Origin of the sequence: Streptomyces erythrochromogenes (assembly GCF_036170895.1) — a bacterium.
Lineage (GTDB): Bacteria > Actinomycetota > Actinomycetes > Streptomycetales > Streptomycetaceae > Streptomyces > Streptomyces erythrochromogenes.
The window spans coordinates 128,813-151,291 of the sequence record NZ_CP108036.1; the positions used below are offsets into that span (position 1 = coordinate 128,813).

Below are 22,479 nucleotides of genomic sequence, written 5' to 3' on the forward strand. Positions count from 1 at the left end.
CTGGCCTCGGCGGCTCGGGGCGCGGGGACGTCGCGGGCGGTCGGCTCGGCCGGGCGGCTTCGGATCGGGGGTGGGGGGTCAGCGGCGGTGGATGCGGTCGACGCCGTACCAGCGGGACATGCAGGCGGCGACCCAGTCGCGGTTGTAGTCGGCGGTGAAGAACGGTTCGGCGAGGCTGCCGATGGGCAGGGGGCGGTAGCCGACGCTGGTGGCGCCTTGCGCCGCCTCGGCGCGGATGCGGGCGTTCTGGGCGTCCCAGGCGATGGAGCGGGCCACCGTGGTGGTGGTGAGCTGCTGGAGGCCGGGGACGAGGGAGGCCGTCGAGGCGAGCGTCAGGCAGAACGCGGCCGTGGCGCAGGCGGCCAGGGTGCCCGGGCCGGCGGGGCGGCGGGCGGCGAGGCGGGGGCCGGCCCATGCGCCCAGCAGGGCTCCGTAGCCGCACAGGGCCAGTTCCATGGGCAGCAGGTAGCTCGTCCAGGTGCGGGCGTACGTCCATCCGGTGGGGCCGTATCCGCTGCGCAGGCCCGCCGCGACCGCGAAGGAGCCCAGGACGACCACGGGCAGCGGGAGCAGCAGCAGGGCGGCCCGCGTCCACCGCGGGGCCGAGGCCGGGAGCGGGGGTGAGGGTGAGGGTCGGGGGGTGCGGAGGGTGGCGGCCAGGCCCAGGAGGAGGCCGGCGGCGGGGGCGGCGAGGTAGGCCCACTGGCCGGTGACGGTGTCCCACATGTGCAGCCAGTCCTCGTAGGTGGCGCGCAGTTCGGCCGTGGAGAGCAGCGGTTCCTTCTCGGGCTGCTGGGCGCGGCGCCAGCGGGCGCCCGGGGAGGTGTAGAGGACGGCGAGGCCGCACACGAGGCCGGTGCACCACAGCAGGCACCAGGTGAAGGGGCGCCAGGTGGTGGCCAGGCGCAGGCGGGGCAGGCACAGTACGGCGGTCAGGGCGGCGGCGAGGCCGGTGACGAGGGCGAAGGGTTCGCTGAGGGTGCCGAGGGCGAAGCCGATGAGGAGGGCGCCGGCGAGGCCGGCGGTGCGGACGGCCCGGCGGGGGTGGGAGACGGTGGCCAGGGCCAGTAGGAGTGCCCACAGGCCGATGACGCTGGGCAGGGTGTGGGAGATGGTGGCGGGGGCCCACAGCAGGACCTGGTAGCTGCGGGTGCCCGCGAAGTAGAGGAGTGCCTGGAGGACCAGGGCGCAGGCGGTCAGGAGCAGCAGGGGCGGGGTGTGGCCGAGGGCGCGCAGGAGGCGGCGGCCCAGCAGGACCAGGGCGGCGGTGAGCAGGACGGCGATGAGGGTGGGGAGGATCTTGGTGCCGGCCGGTCCGCCGCGGTAGAGGAGGCCGCTGAGGAAGGCGTTGGCGATGCGGCCGTTCTGGGTGGTGTAGAAGTCGGCGGTGATGCCGAGGACGCCCAGGTCGCGGGTTTTCCAGGCGGCGCACCAGTCGTCGGAGGTGGGGCGGATGTAGAGGCCGAGGAAGCATCCGACGGCGACGAGGGCTCCGGCGGCGGCGAGGAGGGTCGCCGCGGCGGCGGGCAGGAGGGTGCGCGGGAGTCGGCGGGGGCCGGTTTCCGGGCCGGTGTGGGAGGAGGGGCTCACGCGTTCTTCCTCGCCCTCGGCCGCCATGGTGCTCATGGGCCTCCCCTTCGCAGCGGGGGCCCGTCGGGCAAGGGCGGCCGGTGCGCCCCGCCGGCTGTGGTGATCGCACGGCCCGCGAACACCCATGATGTGCACGGTTCGCCGCGTGCGGCATCCCGGGGCGGGGCGGGATGCGGGCCGGGCGGCCGGGGGCGGGCGGTGCGGGCTGCCGGGGCGGGTGCGTGGGGGGCGGCTCACCCGGGCGGCGGGGCTTCCGTGGCGGGGCGGGCGGTGGTCTTCGAGGATGAGTGGGGGTCAGGGTCCGCTCGTGCGCCCGGTGCGCGGGTGCGCGGATGCGGCGGAGGGAGTGGCGATGCCCGGTGTCCTCGGCTGCTGGGCGGTGGTTGCGGCGGCGTTGACGAGTACGGCCGTTCCCGTGTGCGGGGCGGGCGGTCATGCGCCGTTGTCGGGGCTGACCGCTCCCACCGTCGGTGTGCTGTCCAATGCGAGTGCCGCCGAGGGGGTTTCGGCGTCGCTGGCCGCCGGTGCCCGGTACGTGGAGGGCAGCAATGTGCTGCGGCTGGCGTCGGGGCGGTGGCGGTACCTGCCTTCGGGGCGGTCGGTGTCGGTGGTGGTCGCGGCCGGGGACGGGCGGGCGCTGCGGCAGATCGGGCAGAGCCGGGCCTGGCTGGCGGCCGGCCGGGTCCCGGGCCGGTCGGCGGCCGAGCGGGCGGCGGCCGGGCGGGCGCTGCTGGCGATGCGGGCGCTGCTGCGGCCCAACGGGGCGATGGCGGCGGGGTGGAGTCCGGGGTGGATGTACTCCTGGCCGCGGGATTCGAGTTTCGCGTGTGCCGCGTTCGCGCACACCGGGCATGACGAGGAGGCTTTTCGGATCCTGCGGCACAGTGCGGCGACCCAGCGCGGGGACGGCAGCTGGGAGGCGCGTACGAAGCTGGACGGTTCGGGGCCGCCGGACGGCAGGCGGTGGCAGCTCGATGCCAACGGCTGGGTGCCGTGGGCGGCGTGGCAGTGGTACCGGGTGGCGCCCGTGGAGGGGCGGCGGGAGCGGCTGGCGGCCCTGTATCCGATGATCCGCAAGGCGGCCGACCGTGCGGTGCTCTCCCTGGGGGCGGACGGGTTGCCCCCGGCTTCTCCGGACTACTGGGAGCTGATGACGGCGACGGCGAACATCGGTACGGCCGCGCCGTTGCTGGCCGGGCTGAACGCGTCGGCGGACCTGGCACGGGAGGCGGGCCGGCCGCAGGATGCGGTGCGTTGGGCGCGGGCGGCGCGGCGGCTGTCGGCGGGGATCTCCAAGCGGTTCTTCCCGCTCGGCTACCAGCGGACCGTCGACGGGCGGCACGGGCGCGACAGTGCGGTGGCGTTCATGGCGCCGCCGTTCAACGCGGCGGCCGCCGGTGTGCCCGCGGCGCTGGAGTCCACCTACCGGGCGCTGCTGCTGCCCAACGGGGGGCTGACTCCGGGCAACGATCCGGGGGCTCCGTGGGGGGCTGTGGCGTGGACGCCCAGTACGGCGTTCTTCGCGCTGGCCTGGGCGGCGGGGGGCCGGCCGGCGAAGGCGGGGCCGGTGCTGCAGTGGGTGCTGTCGAAGCGGAACGCTCTGGGTGAGCTGCCGGAGAAGGTGGACCGGGCCGGCCGGCCGGCGTCGGTGGCGCCGCTGGCGTGGACGGGTTCGATCGTGGTGCTGTCGCTGGTGGCGCTCGAGGCCGGCGGGCTGTCCGCCCCGCCCCTGCAGCCGTAGGCGGGGAATCGGACGGGCCGGGTCAGACGGGCCGGGCCAGACGGGCCGGGCCAGACGGGCCGGGCCAGACGGGCCGGGCCAGACGGGCCGGGCCAGACGGGCCGGGCCAGACGGGCCGGGCCAGACGGGCCGGGCCAGACGGGCCGGGCCAGACGGGCCGGGTCAGAGGGGCCGGGTCAGAGGGGCCGGGTCGCCGCGCCGGGTGGCGGGGCGGTGCGGACCTTCTCCAGGGCGGCCAGCAGGCGGCGGTAGGCCGCCTGTTCGGCGGCCACCGCCCGCCGCGCCTGTTCCAGGGCCGGGTGGCGGGGGTCCTGCCGCGCCTGCCCCTGCGCCTGCCCCTGCGCCTGTTCCTGTTTCTGGGCCTGTTCCTGTTTTCGGGCCTGGGCGGTGGCGGCCAGGCGCAGGGTTCTGGCCCGGCGTACCTCGCTCTCCGCTGCGAGGCAGGCCTGGTCAAGGAGGCGGTGGTCGAGGACTTCGGTGAAGGCGCGCCGGGCCAGGGTGTCGAGGCGGTCGAGGCCGGCGGCGCAGTGGTCGGGGTCGGGGGTGGCGCAGCCCTGGGCGAGGGCGGTGGAGAGGGCGTTCAGGGTGGCTGCGAGGCGCGGGTACTCCCAGGCCGGGGCGGTGTCGTCACGGCAGCCGGCGGTGAGGGCCGCGGCGGCGGCGAGGCAGACGGCCAGGGCCAGGCTGCGGACGGTTCTCGTCCGCGGACGCGTCCGCGTGCGGGTGCGGGTGCGGGCGGTGCGGTAAGCGGTCACGAAGGGCCCCGATCGCCGGTGGTCAGGACGGGGAGGGGCGGCCGGGGCGGCCGGGGTGGTCATCGTCGCCCGGGGTGTTCACCCGTGCCACCCGGAGCCCTGGCGGGCGGCCTGGGCGAGGGCGGTGGGTGCGACGGCCCGGTGCCACGGCACGGGCCCGCCGGACCCGCCGGGCCCGCCGGGAGTGGGGCTGGGGGTGGGTGTGGGTGTGGTGGTGAGGTGCAGGCCGGCGTCCAGGCCGAGGGCGGCGGCCAGGCCGGTGCCGTCGGGTGCGGTCACGGCGGCCGGGGCGCCGGTGTAGAGCATCTGGGACTCCGACCAGGCGGGCGCCCGGCCGGGGAGGGTGACGGCGGCCGTGCCGGTGGCGGCGCGGCCGGCGAGGAGGTGGCCGGCGGTGGCGATGGCGCCGTAGCCGCCTTCGCCGCCGGCGTCGGCGGGCGGGGTGAAGCCGGGTGCGGCAGCGGTGGCGGTGGCCAGGGTGGTGGTGACGGTGCCGGCGGAGGGGCGGCGGAAGGAGAGGCGGACGCCGTCGTCCTGCGGTGTCGCGGAGAGCACGCCGGTGGTCGCGGGCAGGTTGGTGGGGAAGGGGCCGGCGAGCGGGGCGCCGGGGGCGGGCTGGGTCCAGGCCAGGACGGTGGTGTCGGTGGCCGCGTACACGTGGCGGCGTCCGGCGCTGTCGGTGGCGGTGACCGGGTCGCCCTGCAGGCCGGTGCCGCCCAGGGTCTGCCATGGGCCGAAGGCGGTGTCGGGGGCGGGCTGGGTGCGGGCGTGCAGGGTGCGCCGGGAGTCGCGTACGTAGACGGTGATGCGGCCGGTGGCGTCGGCGGTGGCGGTCGGTGCGCCGAGGGCGGTGGTGGCGGAGGTGTCGCCGGTGTCGGGGGTGCCGAGGCTCTGCCAGGGGCCGAAGTCGGCGCCGGGGGCGCTTTGGAGGGCGTAGACGGCCTCGCGCCGGTAGTCCTGGGGGGTGGTGCCCAGGGTGGTGCGGGTGGCGAGGACGGCGATGCGGCCGTCGGGGAGGCGGGCGGTGGACGCGCCGGCGTCGATGGTGGTGCCGGGGGCGGTGGCGGGCAGGAAGCGGGGGCCCTGCCAGTCGGCGGCGGGGGTGGGGCGGGTCCAGTAGGCCATCTGGCCGTCGAGGGCGGCGAAGGCGTAGAGCCGGCCGGGGGTGCCTTGGGTCATCCAGGTGGTGCTCTCGCCGCGGCTGTAGCGGATGGTCTGGTTCCATCCGGCGCCGGTGGGCCGGGTCGCGGTCTTGCGGTCGCCGCAGCCGGCGGGGCTGCCGCACCAGTCCTGGTGGTCGCTCCAGGCGTAGGTCTTGAGGTAGCCGAGTTTCTCCTCGGCGGCCTTCGCGTCGAGGGTGGGGGCAGGGAGCTGTTGGGGTAGCTCACGTAGTTCTGGACCGAGAAGTGCGGGCGGTCGGCGGAGGCGGCGTAGCGTTCGGTGGCCGCCTGCACGAAGCGGGCCCCGTACATGTGGTCCTGGTGGTCGAGGAAGGCGCCGGCGGGCCGGGTGCGGCCGGGGGTGGGGTCCTGGGTGCGGATGGTGGTGGGTTTGTAGAGCGCGAAGACGTTCGCGATGGCCTGGACGGCCTGCTCCTTGGTGTAGGAGAAGGGGGAGGCGACGGGTGTGCCGGAGGCGAGCTGGGAGCCGAGGGCGGGGACCTTGCCGTCCCACAGGCCGCGCAGGCTGTCGGGGTTGTCGCCGGAGATGCTGCGGGCTTCGCGCATCTGCATCCACACCAGGTTGACCTCGGGGCGGGCGAGGAGGACGTCGACCTCGGCGCTGCCGCCGCCGGTGGTGGGTATGGAGGTGCGCTGCCAGGCGCTGGTGCGCCGGCCGGTGGCCATCTCGGCGTAGGCGGCGCGTATGCCGTTCTGGCGGGCTTCGGCGTAGGCGGCGTGGTCGGCGGGGCGGGTGGGGTCCTGCAGGTGGGGGCTGTGGGCTTCGTTCCTGCCGTCGGACTCGCCGGCGGTCAGGTAGACGGTGGTGACCTTGACGCCGGTGGATATGGAGCGACTCAGGTCGGGGTTCATGAAGAAGAGGTCGTCGTCGGGGTGCGCGACGACCTGGAGGACCGTGCCCTGGGTCACGCTGGGGCGCAGGGGGGCCTGGGGGGCTGCGGGGCGGGGGGCGGTGGTGTATCCGTAGGCCCAGGTGGTGATCCCGGCGGCGCCGGCGGTGAGTGCGGCGAGCAGGGCCGCGGTGCGGGTGCGGCTGGCCAGGGACATCTGCGGGCGCCTTGGGGGTCGGTCCGGTGCGGGTGTGCGCCGAAGGGCGGAGTCGGTGCCCCGATGGCTCCAGCACTTCCGGAGACGACCGGGGCCGATTATGCCCCGCGTGTTTTCTGCTGACACACCATCAAGCGGCATATGGAAACAAACCAGTTGAATGCAACATATGGGCAGCTTGTCCATATTTGGCACTGGTTGGGTGGGAGGCGGGGTGGGGGCGGCGTGGTGTGCGTCACTCCCGGGGCGTTCCGGGCGGGCGGGGCGTGCGCGGGGGCCGCGGGACTGCGGGGGCGGTGTGCGGGGTTCCGGGTGGGAGGGTTTTCGCGGGCTTCTGCTGGGCTTTTACCGGGATTTGCGGGTTCCTGCGGGTTTCTTCTACGGGTGCTCGGCCGGGAGGGGGCGGAGGGCGGGCCGGCGGGTGGGGATGCGGTCGGGCGTGGCGGCGGTGAGGTCGCTCACACCGCCCGGGCCGGGGCGCGGTGGTTCGGGCCGGGCGGGCGCCGCGGTGACCGCCCCGGGGCGGGCGGCCAGCGCCGGCGGGCGGCCGCGGTAACGGTCCCGGGGCGGCAGATCGGGCGCCGGCGGGCGGCCGCGGTGCCCCGCGTCCGGTCCCGGAGCGGGCGTCGCAGTGACGGTCCCGGGGCGGGCGGCCGCGGTGACGGTCCCGGGGCGGGCGGCCGCGGTGACGGTCCCGGGGCGCGGTGGTTCGGGCGGGCGGGCGGCCGCAGTGACAGTCCCGGGGCGGCGGACCGGGCGCCGGCGGGCGGCCGCGGTGACGGTCCCGGGGTGGGCGGGCGCCGACGGGCGTCGCACTGACGTCCCGGGGCGGGCGGGCCAGGCGCCGACGGGCGACCGCAGTGACAGTCCCAGGGCGGCGGACCGGGCGCCGGCGGGCGGCCGCGTTGCCCCGCGCCCGGTCCCGGGCGCACGGCCCGGGGCCGGGTGGCCGGCGCACGGCCCGGGGCCGGGTGGCCGGCGCACGGCCCGGGGCCGGGTGGCGGGCGGGCGTTGTGGCGGGCCCGCCGGAACGGTGCGTCCGCCGCGCGGTAGCCCGCCGGGGAGGCCGGTGCCGGTCCCGCGCGCCATGGGGCGCGGCGGGCGCGCTCCGTCCGCCGCAGCCGGGCTTCGGGCGGTGCGGTGACGCACCGGCAGGCGGGGAAGCCGATGCGCAGGTGGGCCGGCTCCGTCGGGGTGGCTGCCGGGGCAGCCGCCCGACGGAGCACTCGAAGCCTGCGTACCTGATTTGCGGGGGGGGGGCTCCGTGGAGCAGGACGTGGCCCGGTGCCCGGCCGCCCGGCCGTGTCGGAGGCGGGGGCGCCCAGGGGCCGGGGCGAGGAAGGCTGCGGTGTCCGTCGCGTCCGGGCCTGTCGGCGGGGACGCACGTCGGCGTTCCGTGCGGCCGGGTGGCCGGCGGTCCGGTCGGGGGCCGGGCGCCGGTGCTTCGGATGCTCCGTCAGCAGGAGCCGCTCCCCCGGGTCGGCGGGGCCACCTCGCGGGCGTACGCGGCATCGGCTCCGCAGCCGGGACCGGGGGTGGGGCGATCCGCTGGACCGGCGCGGTGCGCCACACGCGCGAGCGGGGGCTGCCGGCCGGCGGGGGCGCCCGGCGCCCCGGCCCGGCCCGGCCCGCAGCGCCTCCCCGAACGGCGGTGGCAAGCCCGTGTGTTCATCCCGCCACGCGAGCGTGCGGACGTACGGGCGCTGCGGGGGGGCGGCGGGGGCCCTTTGCGGGTCCGCGCCGCCGCGGGTGCTACTTCAGGCCGGTCTCCTGGCATGCGGCCTTGAGGGCGTCGGTGCAGATCTCGTCGATGGTGTAGACGCCGTCGAGGACCACGGTGCTGCGGATGTTGTCGCGGGTCACCGACATGCCGGGGATGAGGACGGCCGGGATGCGCTTGGTGGTCGGGCTGCTGACCACCTGGTTGATGATCCCGTCGATCTTCTCGCCCTGGGCGAGGAGGACGGCGAGTTCGGCGGCGGCCTCGGCCTCGCGGGCGTAGGGCTTGTACACGGTCATGTACTGCTCGCCCGCCACGATGCGCCGCACGCCGGCGAGTTCGGCGTCCTGGCCGGTGACCGGGGGCAGCGGGGAGACGCCGGCGGCCTTGAGGGCGGAGATGATGCCGCCGGCCATGCCGTCGTTGGCGGAGTAGACGCCGACGACCTTGTCCTTGCCGAGCGCGGAGAGCGCGGCCGCCATGTTGGTGTTGGCGTTCTCCGGCTTCCACTCGACGGTGTCGTACTCCTTGCCGACGTTCACCTTGCCGTCCAGGACGGAGCGGGCACCGGTCTTGAAGCTGGCGGCGTTGGGGTCGGTGACCGCGCCGTTCATCATGACGATCTTGCCGTTGCGGGCCTTGTCGCCCAGGGCCTCCAGCAGGGCCTTGCCCTGGACGCGGCCGACGTCCTCGTTGTCGAAGGAGGTGTAGGCGTCGATCGGGCCCTCGGCCAGGCGGTCGTAGGCGACCACCGCTATGCCCGCCTCCTTGGCCTTCGTCACCGCGCCGGCGATGGCCTTGGAGTCCACCGCGTCGATGACCAGGACGTCCACCTTGTCCTTGATCATCGCGTCGGCCTGGGCGCTCTGTCTGACCGCGTCGCCCCCCGCGTTGGCGTAGAGCACCTTGCCCTTGCCGAGGGTCAGCAGGGCGACCTTCTTCTCCATCAGCGGCTTGTCGAACTTCTCGTACCGCGCGGTCTCGTTCTCGGGGAGCAGCAGGCCGATCCTGACCGCGCCGTCGCCGCCGCTGCCGGCGCTGCCGGCTTCGGTGGTGCCGCAGGCGGTGAGCGTGACGGCGAGCGCCGCGACGGCAAGAGCAACGGGGGCACGCCCCAGGTACGCGTTCACGAGGTGAGCCTCCCTGACGGGGCCGTATGTGTACGGCCGAGGTGGACGCAGTCAACGTGCCCGCACCGCTGCCGTCAAGAAGTGAATCCTTAACGAGATGGCAACGCTGTCATGGTGTTGCCCCACCTGGTCCGGTCAGGGGTTTCCTCCGCCGGTGGGGGTCCGGCTGCTGGTGTGGCATCAACTCCTGAAGGGTGGGGGGTGGGTGGGTGTTCGAGATGTGGCGCGAGGGGTTTCAGAGCGGGGTTTCGGGCGGGGTTTCAGGGGCGGGGTTTCAGGGGGCGGTCGTGGCGCGGTGGGGGTCCTCGGCGGGCGGGGCGGCGGACGCCGAGCGCAGGGCGAGGAGGTATCCGGCCTGGAAGCGGCTCTCGGCGCCCAGTTCGTCCATCAGCTCGGCGATGTGGCGCCGGCAGGTCCGCAGGGACATGCCGAGCCGGCGGGCGATGAGCTCGTCCTTGGCGCCGCCGGCGAGCCGGCCGGCGATCGTGTCCTGGAGCTGGGCCGAGGTGGTCGCGGTGTAGGAGGCGGAGAAGGGCTCGGCCAGGCTCCAGGCGTTGGCGAAGACCGAGCACAGGAAGGCGACGGCGGAGGGTTCGCGCAGTACGACGGCCGCGTCGGGGTTGTCCCATACCGGGAGGAAAGCCGTGGCGCGGTCGAAGACCAGCATCTTGCCGAAGAGTTCGCCCAGGGTGCGGACCTCGGCGCCGGCGGCGCTGACGGCCTGTACGTACTCCTGGGTGCCCGGGCTGTAGCGGGCGGTGTGCTGGTAGAGGGTGTGCAGGCGCACTCCGCGGCCGAGCATCTCCAGGTCCCGCGGAAGCGCGCGCTCCAGGTAGCCGGGCGGGCGGCCGCCGCCGGGCTGGACGGTGAGGACCTCCTCGGTGCAGCGGGCCGCGGTGTCGGCGATGAGGAGCATGACGCGGTCGCGGGACTCGACCACCTCGACGGCGCCGGAGTCGGCGCCGCGGCGGTAGGTCTCCTCGTACAGGGGGATCAGCGAGCTGAGCCGGGCGCGGGTGCGTTCCAGGGTCTCCAGGCGGCGGCGCAGCCGGTTCTCCTCCGGCCCCACCAGTTCGGCGGCGGCGGTGTAGGGGCTGACGGCCCGCCACCGGGCGCGTGTGCCGTCGGGGTCGCGGGCCAGGAGGCGGTGGCGGACCAGTTCGGCGGCGGCGCGCTCGGTGTGTTCCTCGGCGAGGCCGAGTGCGGCGGCCAGGGCGGTGGTCGGCTGGGGGCCGCCCTCCAGCAGGCGGGTGTAGAGCCTGATCGCCGTCGGGCCGAGCTCCGCGGTGTCCGCCGGGGCCGGGGCCGGGTCGGGGGCCGGGTCGGGGTACGCCGGGGCCGGAGCGGGGTCCGGGTACGCAGCCGCAGCCTTGGCCTGGGCCGGGTCGGGGTACGCCGGGTCCGCAGCGGGGTCCGGGGCTGAAGCCGCATTCGAGTACGGGGGCGCAGCCGGGGCGGGGGCCGGGTCGGGGACCGCAGTCGGGGCCGGAGCTGGGTCCGGGTGCGGAGCCGCAGCCGTAGCCGGGTCGGGGTATGGGACCGCAGCCGGGTCGGGGTGCGGGTCCGCGACCGCAGCCGCGTTCGGGTCCGGGGCCGGGACCGCAGCCGGGGCCGGGTCGGGGTCGGGGTACGGATCCGAGTAGGGGGCCGCAGCCGGGTCGGGGGTCGGCGGGGGCGGTAACGCTCCCGGCACCTCTGCAGATGCCCCGGTATTTATGGTTCTGTCCATTTTTTGCACCCCTCCCTTTCGTGCCACGCACCTTGCTGAGGCCCGTGCCCGCTGGACCCCGAGTTCCGGGCCGGAGATTCTTGAGTCACCGGAAAGAAAGACCCGGCAGGAATCAGATCGGAATTCACTTTCTCAGGAGAACAGCATGAAGTTCACTCGGTTCCTTTGCACGGCGGCGCTGGCCGTGGGTATTGCGGGCAGCATCGTTTCCGGCGGGGCGCCGGACTTCGGATCCGGTCCGGCTTCCGCACGGACCGCCGCCCCGTGCGACGGCCGTCCGGGGGACACCGAGTGGACCAACCCCGCAAGCCACTGCCCTCCGGCCCTCTAGAGCCGATCGGGCGCCACCAGGTTCCACCCTCGCGCGAAAGTCACTGGAAGAACCCGATGCCGAACCCCCCTCCAGGCCGCAGGGAAGCCGGTCTTCCCTGGTGGCAGGCCCTCTCGCTGCTCTGCGCCGGATGCCTGGCCGTCCTGCTGCACCGGCGGATCACCGACCCCTCCCCCTCGCGGGCCCCCCGCCGCACCGGCGGCGGGAGCGCGCCGCACAACGACGCGGCCGCCCATCTCACCACTTCCTGGTGACGGAAAAACCCTTCCCCGCCCCCGATGGCCGAGAGCGCTTTCAGTAAATCAGCAATCCGGGGCGGGAGAGGAGTCGGCCGAATGGGTTCGGCCTGAAATAGGCCCGATCCTTTCCTTTCCGGCCATGGGCCGGCAGCGCCGGCCGCACGCCCCGGAAATCCTGTTCCGGTGGCACAGCATTCACAGTCCGGCATTCGCCTCACGGCCCGCTCCCGGACCGCCCACAGCCCACTCCGAGCCCACTTCGGGCCCACTCCGGCCACTCCGGGCCTGCGCGCGGCCTCTGGCGGCCCGCCGGCCCCTCACGACCACCGAATGTCCGCTACATCCCTTTGAGGAGAAAAGATATGCGTATCAGCCGCAAGCGTGTCGCCGTCATGATCGTCAGCTCGGTCGCCGCCGCGGGGGTCCTGCTGCCCTCCGCCGCCTCCTACGCCGCCCCGGCGCCCGCCCCGGCCGCCCCGGCCGCCGCCTCGGGCGTCGCCCCGGGCGAGGCGGGCGCCCTCGCGGGGAGGGTCGACGTCGCCTCCGCGGTCCTCGACATCACCCAGAAGATCTTCAACATCGTCACCGAGGCCATCGAGCGCAAGCAGAACCGCTCCGGCTACGTGAAGTCCCTGATGGAGGGGGCCTTCTACGAGTCCGGCCAGCGCTACAACGTGATGGTCATCAACAATGCCAACCACTACACCCCCAACCTGCACGGCGTGGTCTACGACGCCAAGGTCAGCGGCATCCACGGCACCTACCGGGTACTGGTCTTCGAGTCGGGCCAGTTCACCAACCACGGCGACGGCGGCTGGATCAACTGGGCCTTCCGCGGCTGGTTCGACCGCGACGGCGGCCACGTGAACTTCCGCCGCTCCTGGTAATCCGCCACCCCCGGCCCCGCTCCCGACCCGGCCCCGCTCCCGCTCCGGCCCGCTCTCGGCCCCGGCCGCGGCCCCCGCTCGCCGCTCGCTGCTCGCTGCTCGCTGCTCGCTGCCGCGGTCTCTGCCCCCCCTGCCCCCTGCGCCACTCCCCCGAGCCCGTCCCCACCCCGCCCCGTCCCCGTTCCCACCCCTGTCCCCATCCACGTCCCCGTAGAACAGGACTTCATCGCCATGCGCCGCAACACCACGCTCGCCACGATCGCCCTGACCGCGCTCACCCTGACCGGGGCGGCCGCGCTCCCGGCCCAGGCCGCCGGGCAGCCCGCCCCGGCCCCCGCCGCCGTCTCCGCTCCCGCCTCCCCGGCCGTCTCCTCCCCCGCCGCGTCCGAACCCGACGCCGCGGCCGCCGCCGACAAGAGCGTGAGCGTCAACGTCTCCATGGACCAGCTCGGCAGCGGCAAGGCCATCGCCGACGCCCTGCGCGGCATCAAGACCGACGACCGCGGCACCTTCGTGCAGGAAGCCATCGACAAGGCGTTCAAGGCCGCCGGCAGCCGGCACAACGTCATGCTGTTCAACCTCAGCCAGAACTACAACGACCAGTTCCAGGGCACCCGCGTCTACGCCAACGTCCAGTGGGGCAACATCCACTACGGCCTGTGGGTGTTCGAGTCCGGGCAGTTCACCAACCAGGGCGACGGCGGCTGGATCAACTGGGGCTTCGTCGGCTGGTACGAGCGCAACGGCGGCCACGTGAAGTTCAACCGCTCCTGGTAAACACCCGCGAGGTAACACCCGCACCCGCGAGGCCCACCGGCGGCCCCTTCCGGCTTTCGTCCACGGACACCGGAGGGGGCCGCCGGGCGTGCCCGGCGGGGCGTTGCCAGTGCCCCGGGAGAGGCCTCGCCGCCAGGACGGTCCCGCACGCCGACAAGGCGCGCTCCAGCCTTGCCCGGCCGTGCCGGGTACACCCGCGGCCCCGGGGCGGCTGCAGCGCACGCCTCCGGCGGGCACTACGGCGGCGGCAACAGCCCGCCGGACCACGACGCCTCCCACGACCTGCTGCGCCGTTCGGCGCCGGCCCGGGAGGCGGAGCACCCGGCCGGGCCGCCCCCGACTCCCCCACCGGACAGGCCGCGAACAGGGCCGCGCCGGCCGGTGACACCGCACCCACCCGCCGCCGCCTCAGCCTCGACAACGTCTTCGGCGCGGCAGCCGGGGCCCGGCCGCTCAGCCGGGTGCTGTGCGCGCCGGGCATGCTCGGGACCTGGCGCAGCATGTCCCCTCGTACCGCCGCGCATGTGCGGACGATGACGGCGGTGCGGGCGGCGGACGCGGCAGCGATGCGCGAGGTCGAGGGGACCGGCGGGGAGAAGGCGCCGGTCATCGCCGAGCGGCTCGCACTGCCCGCCCCGGTCATCGACACCCCGGCCACGGCCGGGGGAACCTGAGCGAGCCGCAGCAGCGGGCGGCCGGCGTCGATGAGAGGGGCCGTCGGCGGGCCGGACGCTCGTGGTGAGCGGCAGGATGAACGGCCCGCCGGAGGAACCGGGGCGTACGCAGACGAACGCACCGATCGAACGGGCCCGCCGACGGGAAGGCGGGAAGGCGGGAAGCAGCGTCAACTCCCAGACCAGCCAACCGCTCTGCACACCGGCGGCGAACGCCAAACCGAACTCGAAGGCCGCCGAAGCGGCGGAACTCGGCGTCACGGTCCTGACCCCGCAGGCCTTCGCCGAACTCCTCGCCGACCACCTCAACCAACCGGCCGGCCGGCCGGCCGCGACGCCCCGCCCCGCCTCCGGGTCGGCATGACAAGGGCAGGGGGCGGGGTGGGGTGGGGAGCCGGTGGGTGGACGGGGGTGTGTCGGTGCCGGGCAGGGAGGGCGGCGTCCGGCACGGTGGGGCGCGGGTCCAGCCGTCCGCCCCGCGCGCAGGCGGCATCCGGGGCGTGTGAGGGGTTCGCATGGCCGAGAACAACGACACCAGCACCAGCACGGGCAGCGGCAGCGGCAGCGGCACCGAGGCCCGCTCCGGCGGCGGCGGTGCGGTCTCCTCGCCGACCAGCCGTCGTGCCCTGCTGCTGGCCGCCGGCTCGGCCGGGGCCGCCGCCGTCCTGAGCGCGGCGTGCGCCGCCCCGGCCGGGACGCGGGGTGCGGCGGGAGTGCCGTCCGCCTCCCCGCCCCGGCCCCCCTCACCGACCCCGTCGGGAGCGTCGAGGGCCGCGGCCCCGGCCTGCGTCCTCGCCGTCGGGGCGGGCGCGGGACCGTACTACCTGGATCTGGACCTGGTCCGCTCCGACATCACCCAGGGCCGCGGCGGGGTACCGCTGCGACTGGACCTGACGGTGGTACGGGTCCCCGACGGCTGCCGGCCGCTCGCGGCCGCCGGCGTCGAGGTGTGGCACGCCGACGCCGACGGCGACTACTCCACCGGCAAGGACACCTTCCTGCGCGGCACCCAGATCACCGACCGCACCGGACGCTGCGTGTTCCACACGATCGTGCCCGGCTGGTACGCCGGACTGGCCCCGCACATCCACTTCAAGGTCCGCCCCGACACCCGCACCGAGACGACCTCGCAGTTCTTCTTCCCCGAGGACCTCCTGACCCAGGTCTACACACGCCAGCCCTACGCCCGCCGCACCGCACCCGCACACCCCAACCGGCGCGACAGCCGCTACCGGGCCGCAGGAGAAACCATGACCCTGGCCCTCACCCCCGACGGCAACGGCTACCACGCCGCCTACACCATCGGCATCACCTGACCCCGAACAACCCCACCCCCGGCAACCCGACACCCGGCAACCCGAACCGGAGCAGCCCGACACCCGGCAACCCGAACCGGAGCAGCCCAACCACCGCAACAGCCCGGACACCGGCGGCCCGAACCGCCGGCCCGGGCCGGCAGGCGTCGCATATTCGCAGGTCAGGCACGACTGCGGGGTGCGGGACGCTGCCAGCGGGTGCGGGGTGCGCCCGAATCGGAGAAGCTGGGCATGGCCGCAGCGCCGCCGGGCGCGACGGATGGGCGAGGAGGTCTCGTGGACGCTTCAGGAGACGGCCGCAACCCCCGCGGACCGCAGGCCCACACCCGCACCCGGACCCGGACCCGGACCCGGACCGGGATCCTGCTGAGCGCCGCAGCAGCCCTCGTGGCCGCCGCCGTACCGGCCTCCGCATCCCACCCCGCACCCGCGCCCGCACCCGACCCGGTGGTGGTCGACTGCTTCTCCAAGGGCCAGGTACGCCCCGACGAGTACCTGCTGGCCTGCGGCGACGGCAACAACCGGCTCGTCGACCTGCGCTGGAACACCTGGGGACCCAAGACCGCAACAGCCACCGGCACCGACATGGTCAACGACTGCCGCCCCTACTGCGCAGCAGGCCGCTTCCGCCCCTACCCGGTGACCGTGACCCTCAGCGACCCGCAGCCCTGGCCCGACCGCCCCGGCACCCAGCGGTTCGCCACGATCCGGCTCCTGTACACCGACACCGCGCCGGCCCCCGTCCCCAAGGACGTGACCTACAAGCTCGTGTACGACACCCCCAGCCCCACCCCCACACCCAGCTCCTGACACGGAACCCCAGCCGCAAGCACGCGGGCACGCACGGTTGCGGGGGCGCGAAGTCGCCGGGTCGCCGGGTCGCGAGGTCGCCGGGTCGCGGGTGTGACATGCCGCCCTCGGCTCCATGGGAACCCCGCCCCTCATAGGGACCCGCCCCCACGGGCCCCCGCACACCGGCCAGATTCCGGGCCGGCCCGCCCCGGCCGCTCGCGTCAAACCGGGCCGGCGTGTACAGCACACACGCGAAGCAGCAACCCCGCAACGTCGGACAGGACCCGGGCACAAGACCGGACGGACGAACCCTGCACAGCCGCAGCCGCACAGCCGCGTCCGCGGTAGTACTCCGTGCGGCGGCGAGTCCCGGGCGGGCGGCGGACTGTGTGGGCCACAGGATGAGAGACCACGCCGGCCCGTGAACCCCGAAAGCCCGGGCACGGGAAGGTACTGCGCGTGGAAAGGCCGGCCGCGGCACGGATCGCCAAGACGGACCCGGCCGCCCGGCAGACCGCTGCACGACCGGGCACCGACCAGCCCCGGCCTCCGCGGCGATCGCGCCACCCGCTGGAGACGCCGCGGAGACCCGCTGACCTGCACGAACCTCACCGGAACAAGCCCCTGGGAGTCCTCGCGGGCACGGCCAGCCACCACCACGGACCCTCAACCCGCCACACCCCCGACCCCCGACCCGGCGGCGCCGCGCCCGCCGGCCGAAACGGCCCTGAAGACCGGCGGGCAGCTGAACATCCAGGCGCCCGCGTCCCGCCACCGGCCCTCACCCCACCCGACGCCTACCCCGCAAACCGGCCGCGGGAGACCACGGCCCCGGCGGCCGTGACGACCACGCCGACGCCGCCACTGCGACCACCCGACCCGCAGCGCATCCCGGCGGCGGGCCGGGCACCCGCCGCACCCGGCTGCCGCAGGCACCGGCCACGACCACCGCCATCCCGGACACCCGCCACGGACCACCCCGCCCACACAGGCGCCCACAACGAAACCACCCCCGCCGATACCGCACACACCCGACCGAACGCACCCTGCGCCCAATCCCCCGCACCACCACCCACCCCGCCACCGCGCACGCCCTGACGGGCAGTGTCGCACCACCGGACAGGCCAACCCCGCAACCGGCAACACCGGCCCGGGAGGTTGCCGCGTTCGCACCACGCGGCAACCTCACCACCGACCCCACCCCCACCCGCCCGCACCCGCCACAACCGGCCGCCGCCACCACGCGCGCCGTAAAGGACCGCCCGCCCCGCCCGCCCCGCCCGCGACCCGCACCCCGCCCCAGCTGCGCCGCGGCCGCGGCGCGGGAATGTTCCCGCCCACGTACACCCCGATGCCGGGCCGGTCGCCACGGCTCTGCGCCAGCCCTTCCAACGGATCCTCGACGACCTGGACCGGCCACCCACACCGCAACCACCGCAAGCGCCGCGGACGCCGCGGGACAAGGGGACAGCATGGGAAAAGAGGGTGGCGGGGGGGGGAAGGGGACCGGCACGGGAAGGGGACCGGCACGGGAAGGGGACCGGCACGGGAAGGGGGGCGGCGGGGGAAGGGGGGCGGCGGGGGAAGGGGGGCGGCGGGGGAAGGGGGGCGGCGGGGGGCCTGTCACACGGCTGTGACAGTCGCCGGACAGCCTCATGAAGTCCCACGGCCACGCTCTAAACAAGAGAACAAAAGGGACATTCGGCCGGAATGTTCCTACTGCTTCCGAGGACGCGAGCAGCGATGACCGAGCCGATACGGCGGAGGAAATCCGATGACTCCCACACTCACCACGCCGCACACCGCAGCCACCGCCGCCCCCGCGCCTGAACTGGCCCCCCGCGAGCAGGAGGCACTGCGGCACATCGCCGCCGGACGCACCTACCTCCAAACAGCCCGCCACATGGGACTGTCCAAGCACACCGTCGACGCCTACCTGCGCCGCATCCGGGCCAAGCTGAACGTCAACAGCACCGCCGAGATGACCCGCATCGCCATCGCCCTGGGCCTGTGACCACACCACACCCCCACCCCGCCCCCGAGCCCTCACCAGCCGGTTTTTCCCCCGGACCCCGCACGCCCCCGCGCACGGGCCCCGGCCACGTCACACCGGGGCCCACACCACAGGAACTCACACCAGGCAGCCCACACCGGCGGCCCACACCGGCGGCCCGCACCAGGCGGCCCACACCGGGAGCCCGCACCGGCGGCCCACACCAGGAGCCCGCACACCGGGGACCGGCACCGGCGGCAGGCACCGGGGGCAAGCCGCCGGGGGCCCGCACCCGGGGGGGCACCGGCGGCCGACGGGCGCGCAGGACGGGGCCGGCCGGCCGGAGACGGGGGTCAGGTGTGCAGACGACTGTTGGGACCATCCCGGTCACCGGCACTCTCATCATTGAACCAGTAGTCACCCGCCGCCAGATAACGGAACGAATGCGTGTGCTCACTGGGCAGCGTCAGAGTGACCGCCCGCTTGCCGTCCATACGCGGCTCCAGAGTGTGCACCCCCGGCTGCCAGCCGTTGAAATCCCCCACCACACTCACCGGCCCCGGCGGGCTGTCCGCAGGCAGGACAAAGGTGACCTCGGTGCGATCCTTACGCAACGTGCGCTCCAACACGGGGCAGCTCCTGACTAGCGGCATGAGGGGGATGTACTGGCCCATCCTCAACGCTCCACCACCAGGCCGCACCCCGAAACCCACCCCCACCCCACCCCCAGCCCCCACCACCCCCGGCAACATCAGCGTCGGGACGCTGAGCGCCGAACGTCTGCGCGTCGAGGACGGGGTCGCTGCGGCGACCGGAGTCCGGCTCGAGGCACTGCGCTACGAGCGGCCGGGCGTTCGGATCGACATGGAGCGGGCATCCGTGCCCCGGGCGAGCGTCGTGGTCCCCGATCTGTCGTACGTACAGATCCCGGAACTAGACCTGGCCGGCGCGAGCCTGCGGATCGACTTCGACGCGCTCGGGCCCTCGTCGGGGGCGTCCGACAAGGTGAGGGTCACTGCGAACCCCATGACGATGCTGGAAGCACTGCACGGTAGTGCCTCGCTGACGGTCGCGTCGCGGGGCACCCCTCTTCCCTTGCTGACCGACCCTCGGGACATCACCCCGGTACCGGAATTCGGATCGACAACGGGATGATCGACTTCGACCGGATGGCACGGTCGCTGACCGACCACGGTGTCGCCTTCGATCCACCGCTGCCCCTCTCCGCCCGCGTCGAACGACTGAGATCATCGGGAACCCGGGCCCATGCCCGAAGCCTCGGCTCAAGCCGGCACGCCGCACCTGGTGACCGCTGCCTCGGGGCCGTTTCGGGTACCCATCTCCTCTGAACCGGTCAGCAGGGCTGCCTGGGCTGGCCGCGGGCGGGCGGGCTAGTGGGACGGCGAATTGCCGCGTTTCCCGGTGCGGATGGAGGGCTGCGCGGGACACTACGAGGCAGCGGGCCGCCGGGGGTGTGGTCACTGGGCCAGGGCGAGGGGAACTGCTGTGTCGCGGGGATGGAAGATCACGATTGTCGCACTGGCGGCGGTGGGCATCCTGTCGACGCCGCTGTTCTGGCTTCTGGACGGTCCCAATACGGGCCAGTTGGCCGGGGCCACGGTTCAGGCCGCAGCCGGCATCGCCGCCCTGGTCTGGGCTCTGCTCCAGCACCCGGCGAACCTCACGGACGACAGCTCGACCCGGACCGGCCGCGCTCGTGCCACCGGCGGTGGCAGGGCATTCACCGGAGTCAAGCGCACCGGCGGCCGGGGCCGCGGTTCGGCGAGGGCGGAGGAGACCGGAGACGCCACGGCTGACGGTCCCGGCAGCAGCGCCAGCACCGGCATCGACTACAGCTGACCACCTGACAGCGGCCAGGTAGGGGGAGACAGACCGCGTGGGCAGGAAGAACAAGGGCCGGCGGAAACGCGCGAAGACCACCGGCGCAGGGGTCTCGGCGAACAAGACCGGGAACGCCGCGGCTACGTCCGCGGCCACCGCGACCACCGGCTACCAAGGGCCCGCGCCGAGAGGCGGCAGTGCTCCCGGCTCGGTGCATCTGTCCGGTACCGGGAATGCCACGGGCTCGGACGGTGCACTCGTCAACACCGGCTACGTCCACCAGATGAACGTCGAGAAGCTGACCCTGCGAAAGGGCTCGGCGCGGGATCCGGCGGCCTGGCCGCATCAGGTCGGCGTCGTACCGTCCTCGGCACGCTCGTTTCAGCAGCGGGCCGAGGCGGACCGGCTGCGGGACGCGGTGGACGGCGGGGGCACCGCCGTACTCTCCCAGGTGCTGACCGGGATGGGAGGAGTCGGCAAGACCCAGCTCGCCGCCGACTACGCCCGCACCGCCTGGAACGACAGCAGCCTGGACGTCCTCGTCTGGATCACCGCAAGCACACAGTCAGCGGTGGTGAGCGGGTACGCGCAGGCCGGCGTCGAGTTGTGCCGGGCCGACCCCGCCAACCCCGAGCAGGCTGCGAAGCAGTTCCTGGCCTGGCTGGCCCACAAGCCGGGGCAGCGGCCGTGCCGGTGGCTGGTCGTCCTCGACGATGTGGCCGACCCGGGTGATCTCATCGTCGGGCGGGATGATCCCGCCCGCTGCTACAGCCTGTGGCCACCGGCCGGCCCGCACGGCCGAACCCTTCTCACCACCCGCCGCCGCGACGCCGCTCTCTTCGGTGAGGGCCGCCGCCGCATCGACGTCAGTCTGTTCACCGCCGACGAATCCCTCGCCTACCTCACCGCATCACTGAACTCCCAAGGGCGCACCGAACCCGCCGACCAGCTCGCCGCCCTCGCCCACGACCTCGGACACCTTCCCCTGGCGCTGGCCCAGGCCGCCGCGTACATCGTCGACTCGGGTGAGAGCGCGGCCGTCTACCGTTACCTGCTGGCCGACCGGGCCACCACCCTCACCGACCTCACCCCGGAATCCCTGCCCGACGAGCAGGCAACCGCCCTCGCCGCCGCCTGGTCCCTCTCCATCGACCGCGCCGACACCCTGCGCCCTGTCGGCCTGGCCCGCCCCATGCTCCACCTCGCCGCCCTTCTGGACGCCAACGGCATACCCCAGGTCATCGTCTCCAGCCCGTCGGCCCGCACCCACCTCGCCGCCCACCGCACCCCGGCGGGGCCCACCCACCCGTGGCTGCCGAAGTGGTGGCCGGGCAGACGGTGGCGGCCGTTGACACCGGTCAGCCCCAAGGAGGCGCAGGGGGCTCTGCGCGCGCTGGACCGGCTCAGCCTCATCGACCACCAACCCGGCACTCCCCACCAGGTCGTCCGGGTACACCAGCTCATCCAACACGCCACCCGCGACACCCTCACGCCCAACCAGCATTACCACACTGCACGCACCGCCGCCGACGCCCTCATGGACACCTGGCCCAAGATCGAGCGCGACACCGACCTTGCCCGGATGTTCCGGACCAACGCCGACGCCCTCACCCGCCACGCCGAAGACGCCCTGTACTCGCCTGACGCGCACCCGGTGCTGTACCGCCTCGGAATCAGCCTCGGCGAATCCGGACAGGTGACCGCCGCCATCGACCACTTCAGGAGCCTTGTCACCACGTGTGGCAGCAGCCTGGGCGAGGACCACCCCAACACGCTCACCGCGCGGAACAACCTCGCAGCCATGCGTGGAAATGCGTGGGACACGGCCGATGCCGTACAAGCCCTCACCGACCTCGTGGAATCCATGGTGCGGGTTCGGGGTACGGACCACCCCGACACCCTCACCGCACGGAACAACCTTGCAGCCATGCGAGGGGAGGCCGGTGATGCGGCCGGAGCCGCTCAAGCCCTCACCGACCTCCTGGAGTCGATGGTGCGGGTGCTGGGCCCGAACCACTACACGACCCTCACAGCCCGCGGCAACCTCGCCTCCTGGCAGGGGCGGGCGGGCGATGAGGCCGGCGCTGTGCAGGCCCTCACCGAAGTCGTCGAGTCCATGGTGCGGGTGCTGGGCCCGGACCATCCCACAACCCTCACGATGCGCAACAACCTCGCCGGCTGGCGGGGGGAGGCCGGTGATGCGGCCGGAGCCGCACAGGCCCTCACCGAGCTCCTGGCCGACCGGATCCGGGTGCTGGGCGAGGGGCACCCCGACACCCTCGACACCCGGTCCCACCTCGCGGCCAGGCGGGGGGAGGCGGGTGATGCCGCCGGGGCCGCGCAGGCCCTCACTGACCTCCTGGAGCTCCTGGAGCGAGTGCTGGAACCGGACCACGGCACAACCCTCACCGCACGGACCAATCTCGCCGCCATGCGGTGGCGGGCGGGGGATGCGACCGGGGCCCTGCAGGCCCTCACCGACCTCCACGAGTGCCTGGGGCGGGTGCTGGGCGAGGACCACCGCACGACCCGCAGTGTCCGGGCCACGCTCGCCGACATGCAGCGGCAGGCGGGGGATGAGGCCGAGGTCGTGCAGGCGACCCTCACCGATCTCCTGGAGTCCCTGGGTCGGATACAGGGCTCGGACGGATTTGAGGTGCTGATTGTTCGAGAAGACCTCGGCCACGGGAGGAGACAGGCGTAAATGGCCCCCGGACATCGGGGTCCGGACCACG

The 22,479-nt window shown here is 74.4% G+C and carries 20 protein-coding genes; 12 read left to right on the forward strand and 8 right to left on the reverse strand.

Annotation, left to right across the window (positions count from 1 at the left end):
• Positions 1-78: 78 nt before the first annotated feature.
• The gene (locus OHA91_RS00550) at positions 79-1,626 is read right to left on the reverse strand and encodes a DUF6056 family protein (protein WP_328738261.1); all 1,548 of its coding nucleotides are present in this window, start codon (positions 1,624-1,626) and stop codon (positions 79-81) included.
• Positions 1,627-1,942: 316 nt separating this feature from the next.
• Between OHA91_RS00550 and OHA91_RS00555 the strand changes: the two genes are divergently transcribed.
• Positions 1,943-3,331 carry a glycoside hydrolase family 15 protein gene (locus OHA91_RS00555; protein ID WP_051893515.1) on the forward strand — a complete coding sequence of 463 codons (1,389 nt, stop codon included), beginning with the start codon at positions 1,943-1,945 and terminating at the stop codon, positions 3,329-3,331.
• A gap of 176 nt (positions 3,332-3,507) precedes the next feature.
• Here OHA91_RS00555 and OHA91_RS00560 read toward each other — a convergent pair whose 3' ends face one another.
• The 6 genes from OHA91_RS00560 to OHA91_RS00585 form a co-directional block, all read right to left on the reverse strand.
• Complete coding sequence (locus OHA91_RS00560) at positions 3,508-4,086, reverse strand: hypothetical protein (protein ID WP_328738262.1); 579 nt, start codon at positions 4,084-4,086, stop codon at positions 3,508-3,510.
• A 78-nt stretch (positions 4,087-4,164) separates the two neighbouring features.
• A complete protein-coding gene (locus tag OHA91_RS00565) occupies positions 4,165-5,265 on the reverse strand; it encodes a hypothetical protein (protein ID WP_328738263.1) in 1,101 nt (366 codons plus the stop codon).
• Complete coding sequence (locus OHA91_RS00570) at positions 5,262-6,314, reverse strand: PIG-L family deacetylase (protein ID WP_328738264.1); 1,053 nt, start codon at positions 6,312-6,314, stop codon at positions 5,262-5,264. The genes OHA91_RS00565 and OHA91_RS00570 overlap by 4 nt, the downstream gene beginning before the upstream one ends.
• Before the next feature lie 378 nt (positions 6,315-6,692).
• Positions 6,693-7,130 (reverse strand): hypothetical protein, encoded by a 438-nt coding sequence (locus tag OHA91_RS00575; protein ID WP_328738265.1) that lies wholly within the window; start codon positions 7,128-7,130, stop codon positions 6,693-6,695.
• A gap of 936 nt (positions 7,131-8,066) precedes the next feature.
• On the reverse strand, positions 8,067-9,152 hold the full coding sequence (locus OHA91_RS00580) for a sugar ABC transporter substrate-binding protein (protein ID WP_328741037.1): 1,086 nt from the start codon (positions 9,150-9,152) through the stop codon (positions 8,067-8,069).
• 286 nt (positions 9,153-9,438) lie between these two features.
• Positions 9,439-10,893: a hypothetical protein gene (locus tag OHA91_RS00585; protein WP_328738266.1), complete on the reverse strand. Its 1,455-nt coding sequence runs from the start codon at positions 10,891-10,893 to the stop codon at positions 9,439-9,441.
• Between the two features lie 387 nt (positions 10,894-11,280).
• Here OHA91_RS00585 and OHA91_RS00590 point away from each other — a divergent pair, with 387 nt between their 5' ends.
• From OHA91_RS00590 to OHA91_RS00625, 8 genes are all read left to right on the forward strand, one after another.
• A complete protein-coding gene (locus tag OHA91_RS00590) occupies positions 11,281-11,478 on the forward strand; it encodes a hypothetical protein (RefSeq protein WP_266505876.1) in 198 nt (65 codons plus the stop codon).
• A 347-nt stretch (positions 11,479-11,825) separates the two neighbouring features.
• Positions 11,826-12,350 carry a stress protein gene (locus OHA91_RS00595; RefSeq protein ID WP_276567047.1) on the forward strand — a complete coding sequence of 175 codons (525 nt, stop codon included), beginning with the start codon at positions 11,826-11,828 and terminating at the stop codon, positions 12,348-12,350.
• A 231-nt stretch (positions 12,351-12,581) separates the two neighbouring features.
• A complete protein-coding gene (locus OHA91_RS00600) occupies positions 12,582-13,127 on the forward strand; it encodes a stress protein (RefSeq protein ID WP_328738267.1) in 546 nt (181 codons plus the stop codon).
• A 500-nt stretch (positions 13,128-13,627) separates the two neighbouring features.
• A complete protein-coding gene (locus OHA91_RS00605; protein ID WP_158714920.1) occupies positions 13,628-13,801 on the forward strand; it encodes a hypothetical protein in 174 nt (57 codons plus the stop codon).
• 64 nt (positions 13,802-13,865) lie between these two features.
• Positions 13,866-14,165, forward strand: a complete 300-nt coding sequence (locus OHA91_RS00610) for a hypothetical protein (RefSeq protein ID WP_266505882.1) — start codon at positions 13,866-13,868, stop codon at positions 14,163-14,165.
• A 151-nt stretch (positions 14,166-14,316) separates the two neighbouring features.
• Entirely contained in the window at positions 14,317-15,117 is an 801-nt protein-coding gene (locus OHA91_RS00615) for a dioxygenase family protein (RefSeq protein WP_328738268.1), read from the forward strand.
• Between the two features lie 276 nt (positions 15,118-15,393).
• Positions 15,394-15,927 carry a hypothetical protein gene (locus OHA91_RS00620; RefSeq protein ID WP_328738269.1) on the forward strand — a complete coding sequence of 178 codons (534 nt, stop codon included), beginning with the start codon at positions 15,394-15,396 and terminating at the stop codon, positions 15,925-15,927.
• Positions 15,928-17,683: 1,756 nt separating this feature from the next.
• Positions 17,684-17,923 carry a response regulator transcription factor gene (locus OHA91_RS00625; RefSeq protein ID WP_031155569.1) on the forward strand — a complete coding sequence of 80 codons (240 nt, stop codon included), beginning with the start codon at positions 17,684-17,686 and terminating at the stop codon, positions 17,921-17,923.
• Positions 17,924-18,255: 332 nt separating this feature from the next.
• Here OHA91_RS00625 and OHA91_RS00630 read toward each other — a convergent pair whose 3' ends face one another.
• The gene (locus OHA91_RS00630) at positions 18,256-18,531 is read right to left on the reverse strand and encodes an isoamylase early set domain-containing protein (protein WP_328738270.1); all 276 of its coding nucleotides are present in this window, start codon (positions 18,529-18,531) and stop codon (positions 18,256-18,258) included.
• A gap of 31 nt (positions 18,532-18,562) precedes the next feature.
• Between OHA91_RS00630 and OHA91_RS00635 the strand changes: the two genes are divergently transcribed.
• The 3 genes from OHA91_RS00635 to OHA91_RS00645 all read left to right on the forward strand — a co-directional run bounded on the left by OHA91_RS00635 (position 18,563) and on the right by OHA91_RS00645 (position 22,448).
• Positions 18,563-19,057, forward strand: a complete 495-nt coding sequence (locus tag OHA91_RS00635) for a hypothetical protein (RefSeq protein WP_328738271.1) — start codon at positions 18,563-18,565, stop codon at positions 19,055-19,057.
• A gap of 351 nt (positions 19,058-19,408) precedes the next feature.
• On the forward strand, positions 19,409-19,762 hold the full coding sequence (locus OHA91_RS00640; RefSeq protein ID WP_266496761.1) for a hypothetical protein: 354 nt from the start codon (positions 19,409-19,411) through the stop codon (positions 19,760-19,762).
• Positions 19,763-19,799: 37 nt separating this feature from the next.
• Entirely contained in the window at positions 19,800-22,448 is a 2,649-nt protein-coding gene (locus OHA91_RS00645) for a tetratricopeptide repeat protein (RefSeq protein ID WP_328738272.1), read from the forward strand.
• The last annotated feature ends 31 nt before the right edge of the window (positions 22,449-22,479 follow it).

What these genes read in the sequence shown, in the direction of transcription:
- OHA91_RS00605 (WP_158714920.1), top strand. Translation starts at nt 13,628, where the DNA reads ATGTCCCCTCGTACCGCCGCGCATGTGCGGACGATGACGGCGGTGCGG.
- OHA91_RS00565 (WP_328738263.1), bottom strand. Translation starts at nt 5,265, where the DNA reads ATGACCCAAGGCACCCCCGGCCGGCTCTACGCCTTCGCCGCCCTCGAC.
- OHA91_RS00600 (WP_328738267.1), top strand. Translation starts at nt 12,582, where the DNA reads ATGCGCCGCAACACCACGCTCGCCACGATCGCCCTGACCGCGCTCACC.
- OHA91_RS00555 (WP_051893515.1), top strand. Translation starts at nt 1,943, where the DNA reads ATGCCCGGTGTCCTCGGCTGCTGGGCGGTGGTTGCGGCGGCGTTGACG.
- OHA91_RS00615 (WP_328738268.1), top strand. Translation starts at nt 14,317, where the DNA reads ATGGCCGAGAACAACGACACCAGCACCAGCACGGGCAGCGGCAGCGGC.
- OHA91_RS00590 (WP_266505876.1), top strand. Translation starts at nt 11,281, where the DNA reads ATGCCGAACCCCCCTCCAGGCCGCAGGGAAGCCGGTCTTCCCTGGTGG.
- OHA91_RS00570 (WP_328738264.1), bottom strand. Translation starts at nt 6,314, where the DNA reads ATGTCCCTGGCCAGCCGCACCCGCACCGCGGCCCTGCTCGCCGCACTC.
- OHA91_RS00585 (WP_328738266.1), bottom strand. Translation starts at nt 10,893, where the DNA reads ATGGACAGAACCATAAATACCGGGGCATCTGCAGAGGTGCCGGGAGCG.
- OHA91_RS00595 (WP_276567047.1), top strand. Translation starts at nt 11,826, where the DNA reads ATGCGTATCAGCCGCAAGCGTGTCGCCGTCATGATCGTCAGCTCGGTC.
- OHA91_RS00625 (WP_031155569.1), top strand. Translation starts at nt 17,684, where the DNA reads ATGACTCCCACACTCACCACGCCGCACACCGCAGCCACCGCCGCCCCC.
- OHA91_RS00635 (WP_328738271.1), top strand. Translation starts at nt 18,563, where the DNA reads ATGTACTGGCCCATCCTCAACGCTCCACCACCAGGCCGCACCCCGAAA.
- OHA91_RS00550 (WP_328738261.1), bottom strand. Translation starts at nt 1,626, where the DNA reads ATGAGCACCATGGCGGCCGAGGGCGAGGAAGAACGCGTGAGCCCCTCC.